Below are 8,202 nucleotides of genomic sequence, written 5' to 3' on the forward strand. Positions count from 1 at the left end.
TTTCTTTACCCCCAGACTAACTCTTCTCCCGGCTCAAAAAAGCGCAGTCACGTCAATGCGCATCAAATCGTCCACGACAACATGACCGCCGGTGCAGATTTCGCGGAGCCGCTGCGCGCAATTCTGGATGCACTCCGCGGAAGCATCTGGGAAGATTTTGTTGGCGACTAAGACGACGTTTGTGTCCACGACGCATGGAGCGACACCGTTACTCATCGCGGACGTTCCCCAGCCTGCATTCGCTGCATCTGCGCGTCGGTCATGGCGACAGCATCTTCCATCGTGTCACCAAAGAATTTCTCCGGCCAGTTGCGAATGTTGCCGAATATATCCACATCGAGCGTCTCCAGTTTGGCCCCCGATTCGCTTGGTCGGAAGAAATAGGCCGCGACTTCATCCCTTGAGAAAGCTTTCTCGGCGATCCGCCGTTGCAACCTTCGCAGGAAATGCTCGGAGTGGCTTTCGATGATCAGTTGCACGTTGCGCCGACGACCATCTCCCCAAGAGCGGATGACTTCGATGAACAGGTCCGCGAGCCACGCCTGCGCCGCCGGATGCAAATGGATTTCCGGCTGCTCAATCACGATAACCGAGCCGGGCGGCGCATAAAAGCACTGCACAAGCACTGGCAGAAATTGCGAGATGCCAAAACCCACATCGGTGATGTTGACCATCTTCCGAGCGCCCGGCGTCTTGACCAGCACCTCGTATTCGCGTCGTCTGGGAGCCACGGGCTTAACCTCAAAACTTTCGATCAATCCCATCTGCTGAAGCCAGAATGCAATCACCTCGCCGAAGGGTTTCCTTGGCGAGCCTTTGCCTCGGTTGAAGGAATGCTCCCGCGCCGCAAGGATTGCCACCACCGCCGATTCGCCTTTCCAGCCCACATGTTCCGGTGTTTCCCCCGTCCAAGTGTATTGGCGAACGAACCGCTCCCGTAAAGGACCGAGGTAGAAGACCTCCTGAAAGAGCTTCTCAAAGCTCAAAGTAAGCGCTTTCACCACATCCGCGTTTTGGTAATAGTTCACCACTTCGTCAGGGAAGCCGTAGCACTTTAACGGCTCCGTGATCGGCCACTTGCGTCCCTGATTCCGCACAAACTTGTAATTGTCCTGCGTCAATTCGTAAGGCGCGCTGGCCTTTTCTGAACGGCACATCCCGGCGGCAAAGCCGTCATTATCTGCATCACCAAATGTGTAGTTGAAGCTCTCCACTCCAGGCGCGTTGCTATGACCGACGAGCCCCACTTCCGCCTCAAATCGAATCTCGTCAGCCGAGTAAGCAGTCTGGCCATAGCTGTCCGTCAGCGTCAGCGACTTCGGCAGCGACCATGTGAGATCGAACCCGATTTTGCGTTTCTCGTCGTGCTCGTACACCATTTCGTAGAAGTTGCCCACATCGACCGCCGTTTTCGTGTTCCCAGTATTCAAGACCATCTTCCTGTCCGGGGATTCCGCCGTTTGCTTCAGCATCAAGAGCATCTGTGCCACACTGCTCTTTCCGGAGCTGTTGGCTCCGAAGAGTACCGTCAGAGGGGCCAAGGGCACTGGTCCGAACTGCTCCCAAGCTTTGAAGTTTTTGAATCCGAGTTTTGTAATCATGGGATGAGCGAATTCAGTCGTTGCCGCCCGTACGCGTCACGGCGGTGTCGTAGAGCATCTGGAGCGTCTCGTCTTCGTTGAGCACGCTTTCGGGGAGTTGCTCGGCGACGATCAGGATCGTCTGGTAATCCTTCAGCCGGTAACATTCCTTGAAGCCCACGCGGACGGCTTCGGTGCGGAGTTCCTTGAGCTTTTTGCCTTTGGGGATTTTCGGGATCGGCACCTTCATGCCAGGGAGAGTTTCCCCCCGATTCGGGTTGAGCGCGGGGGGCGAATAGCCGGCGGGGAGGTAGGTCCAGAATTCTTCAAGAAGGCGGCGGTTCCGCAGTTTCTCCACGTCAATGTTCTTCTTCGGGTCGGGCACATACCAGCGGTCTTTGGCTTTGTGGCGGAGCTGAGGATGGTCCTTCGGCAGATTGCGCAGCTCTTTGCTGGAGTCGGACGAGAGGTAGCTGTGGATCTGGCTCGGCACTTCGCCGTCGCCTTCGTAGCGCAGGAAGTTTTGTTCCAGCAGCGCGCGCAGCTCGGGGCGCGTCTCCCATTTCTTCCAGCTCGCGTTGAGCTGCTGGAGGAAGTCGGGATGGATGTCCTGCTGGGTGCGCGGTTTGTCCTTCAGCTCATTCCGCAGCCAGGCGATGGCGGATTTCTCGTCCTCCACGAAGATGCTCATCTGGCCGATGTCCTGCATCTGGGAGCGCTTCTTGTCGTATTCGTTCACCTGTTCGGACAGGAAAAACATCTCGTCGCGCTGCGGGAAGCGCTCGGCCAGCCCGGCCTGAAATTCGGCGGAGCTGAGCGGCACCAGCGTCGAGTGGCCCACGTAGAAGGCGACCATCCGGTCGTAGAGAATGCGCGGGTCGCGCTCGGCGATGAATTCGAGCTGGCCGCCGCGGGCTTTGACCACGGGCAGATTGCGCAGGTGTGTCTGGGTGAAATCCCACACGCCTTCCTCGGTTTCGCCTCGCTTGGCGAAGCGCTCTTCCAGTCCTCCGTTCGGCTTGTAGGCGGAAATGACGAGGTCTTGTTTGACGGCGGTAGGGCTCGTCACGGAGCGGAAGCTGCGCTGCTGCTTGTCGAGCGCGGCGACGTTTGCGACGACAAAGCCGGCCTCCTGCAATGTAGTTTGGATCGCGTTCCAGACAGACGCTTTCGAGTTGGAAAATTCAACTGTCATCCAGCGACCGGGCTTTAAGACGCGGAAATACTCCCGGAAACAATCGAGCATGAGCTGCTGATACTCGGATAAGCCCTTGCCCTTCGCCTCATCAATAATGGCTTCGGTCTTGGTGTTTGTGAAGACACGATGCCACGACTCCACGAGGATGTTCATGTCGGCGTAGTAGATATTCTCGCCGAATGGTGGGTCGGTGAAGATGTAGTTCAAAGATTCCGGAGGGAGCGCTGCCGTTGCCGCCGAAGCTGTAGTTACCTGCGAAAAGCCCTTGAATCGGGCATTGTATCCAAACGTGCCGACCAGCCGCTTCAGCTTTCCGTCAAGGATATACCACGGGCTGCATTCGGCATGTTGGGACGCGATGTAATAGACCCCATTGAGCATCCTGTTCACCTGCGAGAAGTGGGTCGGGCTGTAGCGATTCATGCGTGACAATCCCCAAATCGTTTGCTCAACGAAATAGAGCAACATCGCGCGGACCCGTGCGTCGGATACGCCTGTCGCGCATTCCCAAAGTGCGGCCAGCGCGTGCAACGGTCGAGGGAGGAAAAACTGATGAGTGTGCGTGAAGCCCTTCGGCGCAATTCGCGAGCCATGATACATTTGTTCGATAGGCCAAAGGTTCGATGGTACGGACTTCGGCAACGGGAGTTTTTCAATGCGCGTGAGAATCGCGAGGTCGTCCGCATCGGGCGCTTTCTCGTGCTTCGTTTTCCCAACACGGTATTGAATCAGGCATGGCTTGAACTTCACCCGTTTCCACGACCCGCCGAGCAGCGGGTCCACTACCGTCTCAAACATCCGCTCGACCTTGCGTTTACTCAGCATGGCGTCACAGTGAGGGCACGGAAACTCTGCGCGGACGCTACCCGCCTCGTCGTCCAAAGCCTCATCGATGAAGATCACTTCGCCGCCGCACTCCGGGCAGGTGAAAACTTCGCTCCAAACCGTGAAGTCGATCCGGCGCTTGGTGCCGTCTTTGTGCTTGGTTTCATACATCCACCCCAGGCCATCTTCGACCTCCTTAAGGATGCGCTTCGCCTCGCGTTCGAAGGCGTCCACGTCTACTGGTGTGTTGTAATTGTAGGCGATGAAGGTGGCCGCTGGGGAGAGGTCGTTCAGGATGGTGCGCCGCGCCCCGAGCTTGGAGAAGGCTTTGCCTTCCTCATCAAGGATGACGCCATCATCGCGCACGCGGTAGCCGAGCGCCTGAACCTCTGCACGGTCACCACAGAGCTGCGCAGCCACGCCCGCCATACCCGTTCCCGCAAAGCCATCGAAGGTCACGTCTCCTGGTTCCGTGTAGTGCAGGATGTAGCGCATGATGGCACGGTGCGGCACTTTGGTGTGGTAGGCATGAGCCTTGTAAATGGGATGCTCTCTCCCTTCATGCACATCCGCCACGAACGGCTCGCGGTGGTAGGGCTTCTTCGGGTCGTAAGGCGTGCCGTAGGCTGTCAGGAAGTCGCCGATCCACGGATTCGGGCAGGCCGTGTAGTAGGGCGGGTCCGAGAGCGCGAGAATGTCCTCGTCCTTGCCGATGGGGAACCCCTCGATTCTGCGAAACTCCGGGTCTTTGAGCTTCGCCGCGAGCAGCGTCAAAAAATGCTTCCACCGCGCCTCCTCGCTGGGAAACGTCTGCCCAAGGCATTCGACCGCGCCGGTGCCGTCGGCGTTTTTCAGGGCGAGATTTTGCTGGCTCATGGTGTGTGCGGTAGGGAAAGGGTCGTTCAGCCGTCGGTCGGCGGCGAGTTTTTCTGACCGAGATCGGTGGTGACGTAGGCTTGCGTAGGGCTGGTGGGCCGGTCAGGCTCAGTCATCCGCAGCCAGCCGTCTCTCAAGAGCGGGTCGAGGTATTGATATTTGACGTGCTGGCGGCTGGTCACTCCCAAGTGGCTCATAATTTGGGAGATAGATCGCGGCTGAGTGCAATAGGCGAGCACCAGGAGGTGCTTCATGGTCGGCCGGAACGACCGGCCCAAGGCGGGGGCTTGTTCAGTGGACAAGCTGCCGGCATCGGGCTTGACTTGTTCAGTGAACAAGCTGGAAGCGGTGGACTGAACAGGATTGCCGGTGCCCGCCAAGATTTCGCGCAGGTGTTCGGCGACGCGAAAGAATTCCCCCGATGGGTCGGCGTGCCGCTCCAGCAGGCTTTGGACGACGAGGAACTTCAGGATCGCCTGTGTGTCGGCCAAGGGCTGCCCGCAGACCGATTGCGCCTCCAGAGGACGAATCTCACCCCGATGCCAACAGTGGATGAAGACGGCAGCCTGCTCGTCCGAAAGCTGGGCACCGAGGCTGTCCCGGATGAGTTTCTGGCGTTCGGAGACGAGGGTCTGTTTGGAGAGCGTGACGGAGAAAGCGTGTCCGACCGGGTCGTTCAGAAGTCTCGGTGGCACGCGGCCCATCTCCCGCTGGTGGGCAAAGATGTTGCGGATGCCCGTGTTGGCCTGTTCGCCGATACCGATGCGGGTGAGCATGGCGCGGAGACGGGTATTGCGGACGGGTTTGTCGCCCGGCTTGAAGAACTCCTCACCGCTGACGAAGGAGGCACCCGGATTCCAAAACTCGACCTCATCTGCGTAGAGCGTGAGCGTCGCTTTCCGTGTCTGGTCGCCGTAATCCTGATGGATCAGCAGGTTCAGGACGGCTTCACGAAAGGCGAGGTAATCCGGGGGCGTGCCTTTGCGCTGCATGCTGGTGGCGTCCAACTCGAACCGGCTTTCAGCGAAGCGTGTGCGATAGACCTCCACGATGCGCTGCCATGCTTTGAGCAGATTGCCTTCGGAGAGCGACTCAATGCGGTCGTCCCACCGTTGCTCGGGTAGTCTGTCAGCCTTCGTGCACTGGAAGATGAAGAAATCGACGACCTGCCGCGAGAGCACGCGGTGCATGGCGGCACTGGTGCCGAAAAGCAAAATAGCCGCCCGGGTCGGACGAAGGACTCCCTCGACCGAAACGACGAGGCCGAAATGTTCGAGGAATTCCAGGTCCGTCTTGGCTTCGGTTTCGTGGCCGGCATGGCGCTCGCCGAAGAAATGGCGATACCACTTCATGCTATCGGCATCGAAGCAGGTCGCGACGTCGAGCGCTTCAACGGCGCGATCTTCGTGATGCTCGGTGGCCGCGTCCCGAAAAAATGCCTCGATTTCATCCCGGTTGCACATCTGCGTGGTGCCACCTTTGCGTACGTAGGATTCGTCGATTCGACCGTCAACGTGAACCGGTTTGTGGGCCCGATGGACTTCCGGGATGTAAAAGACCAGCACTGTGCCGGCCTCGTCGATCAGCACGTCCTCCTTGAACGAAATCGCGCAACTGAATTTCCCTTTTTGCCGCAAGGTCCCGATGAAGCTGCCCTGCAACTCATCGGCATTGGCAACCCCCTTGATCGTGAACTGGCCGTCTTTCTCTTGAATGCCGAAAACAACCCAGCCGCCGACAGTGTTGGCAAAGGCGGAAACGGTTTTGTAGATCCGCTTCGGCACGTCCTGAGTTGCCTCTTTGTATTCAATATCGCGCCACTCGATCTGCTTCAGGCGCACTTTCAGTTCTTCGAGAGTCATACTGTGGGGGATTCGTTGCCGTTTTCGGCGGCGCTCTGCGTGAAAACCATGTCCATCGTGAACTGCTCACCGGCACAAGCGAGCCGGGCAGCGGTGGCGATCGCTAGCACCGGGACGCCGAGCCGCCCGATGGCACTGCACGCGGCGGTCACCGTCGCCTTGGTCACGGTGGGCGTATCGAAAAGGTCGCCCGCGACGAGGATGAACTCAGCCCGATGCTGCACGGCTGCCTCGCCGATTCGCTGAATCATGTTCAGTCGCTCCTGCTGCACAAGAGCGCACTTGTGGACGTCTTCAATTCCGGCAAACGGTTTGCCAATCTGCCAGTCGGCTGTGTGGATGAAGCGCGTGCCCATTCGTTGGCCGCAGAATTAACCAATGACGATTCGCACCTTGGCCGCGTCACGCCCTTTGAGCAGTTGCTCGACGTATTCGTTGAATCGCTTGCGAAACTCGTCGGGAGTTGCCGGGCTGCCATCCGGGAAGAGTTTGTTGCGCAGGTCGTCGATCTGCACTTGCACCTTCGACAGACCGGAAAGGGCCTGCTGGATGGCCGCGAGGAATTCCTGACTGATCTCGTCCGGCAGTTCCTTGGCTGTGGTGAAGTCGCCGAGGAGCTTCTTTTGACCTGGCTTGAGTAGGTCGAAGTGACTCTGGATAACCGGATCGGCCAGGTCGTTGAGCAGCGCGTTCGACCAGCTCTTGTAGATTTTCTCGAGTTCACCTTTGAGATTCTGAAGGCGTGTCTCCGCGGAGACGCTGTCAGTTTCCATGCTGGGCCAGAAGTCGGACTTTGGCTCCGATTCTAGATCCTTTTCGGTGAGCGCCGCACCAGTCTTCAGACGTTCAAGCTGGCGGTCGAACTCGGTAAGCTGCTGCCGGTTGATCGTCTCAATTGTCGCAAGCCGGCGGAGATTCTTCAGCCGGAAATCCTGAAGCATCGCATTCTTCTCCTTGTCCTGCGCGATGCTCAGCCGTGCCCTGCGGTATAGGTCGAGATAGGCCTTGATGTAGGAAGCCTTGAGCGTCTTGAGCCGTTTGACGACATCCGTCTTGAATGCATCCGATTCCCGCCGGGCGGGTTTGCGGACATCACCCAAAATCTCGGTGCGTACGGCTTTGCTCTGAACAGCCCAGGCGTGATCGTCCGAAAGCACCGTCTCGGCCATGCTGAGATACTGCGTGAGCTGGCTGACTTCGAGCGCGAAGGCTTCAAGGCAGTCGATTTCCTTCAGCTTTCCGAACGTGGTCTTGTATCCTGTGATCTCCGCCGCATCATACTTGAAGTTTTTGAGCTTGCCCGGCGTGTTGTAGGCTTGAAGGCTCTCAAGGAAGTCTTTGGCTTTGGTGAGAACCGCAGAGTTCTGCTCGATCTCGGCCTCGGTGTAGAGAGCCTGCCCCCAAAACGGAATTCCGTTGAGCAAGTGCTGGCGGGCGAGGACCAATTTTTCGACGCGCTCGGTGATAACCTTGTGGAGCTGCTGCACCGGCACATCGGCACCCTGCGTGACCTGCATGGCCATGCCCGGTGGCAAATCCATCAACTCAAAGAGCGCCTTGAGGCTCGGGATGTTCCAGTCTTTCGGGCGTTCGAGGTGTTTGAAGTTCTTCAGCTCAGCGACAGGTGTTGCGGTGAGCGCCGGGAGATTGGATGCGTCAAACTTTGCGCCGGGAACGGCCAGCACTCCGTCGCCAGAATAGACCAGCGCGCCCAACACGACGCAGAGCCACTCCGGTTCGAGGCGAAATTTGTCCGGCACGAAGTATTCGATGCCCGGCTCCAGCGTGGTGACGATCTCCTGGCGGTTGAGCACCTGTCCCTGGCCCTTTGCCTTCAAGGCATCGACGAGATGACGCGCGT

General features: G+C 58.4%; 5 protein-coding genes. All 5 read right to left on the reverse strand.

The window, feature by feature from the left end; translation table 11 throughout:
* Positions 1-212: 212 nt before the first annotated feature.
* Positions 213-1,601, reverse strand: a complete 1,389-nt coding sequence (locus ABJF10_RS26690) for a DUF3696 domain-containing protein (RefSeq protein ID WP_348547673.1) — start codon at positions 1,599-1,601, stop codon at positions 213-215.
* 13 nt (positions 1,602-1,614) lie between these two features.
* Complete coding sequence (locus ABJF10_RS26695; protein WP_348547674.1) at positions 1,615-4,479, reverse strand: DNA methyltransferase; 2,865 nt, start codon at positions 4,477-4,479, stop codon at positions 1,615-1,617.
* A 26-nt stretch (positions 4,480-4,505) separates the two neighbouring features.
* Positions 4,506-6,341 (reverse strand): RNA-binding domain-containing protein, encoded by a 1,836-nt coding sequence (locus ABJF10_RS26700; RefSeq protein WP_348547675.1) that lies wholly within the window; start codon positions 6,339-6,341, stop codon positions 4,506-4,508.
* Positions 6,338-6,697 carry a hypothetical protein gene (locus ABJF10_RS26705; protein WP_348547676.1) on the reverse strand — a complete coding sequence of 120 codons (360 nt, stop codon included), beginning with the start codon at positions 6,695-6,697 and terminating at the stop codon, positions 6,338-6,340. Before ABJF10_RS26705 ends, ABJF10_RS26700 begins: the two co-directional genes overlap by 4 nt.
* 15 nt (positions 6,698-6,712) lie before the next feature.
* Positions 6,713-8,202: DUF6079 family protein (locus ABJF10_RS26710; RefSeq protein WP_348547677.1), on the reverse strand; the 1,490-nt coding region annotated here is incomplete at its 5' end.

Origin of the sequence: Chthoniobacter sp. (genome assembly GCF_040003245.1) — a bacterium.
Classification (GTDB): Bacteria; Verrucomicrobiota; Verrucomicrobiia; order Chthoniobacterales; family Chthoniobacteraceae; genus Chthoniobacter.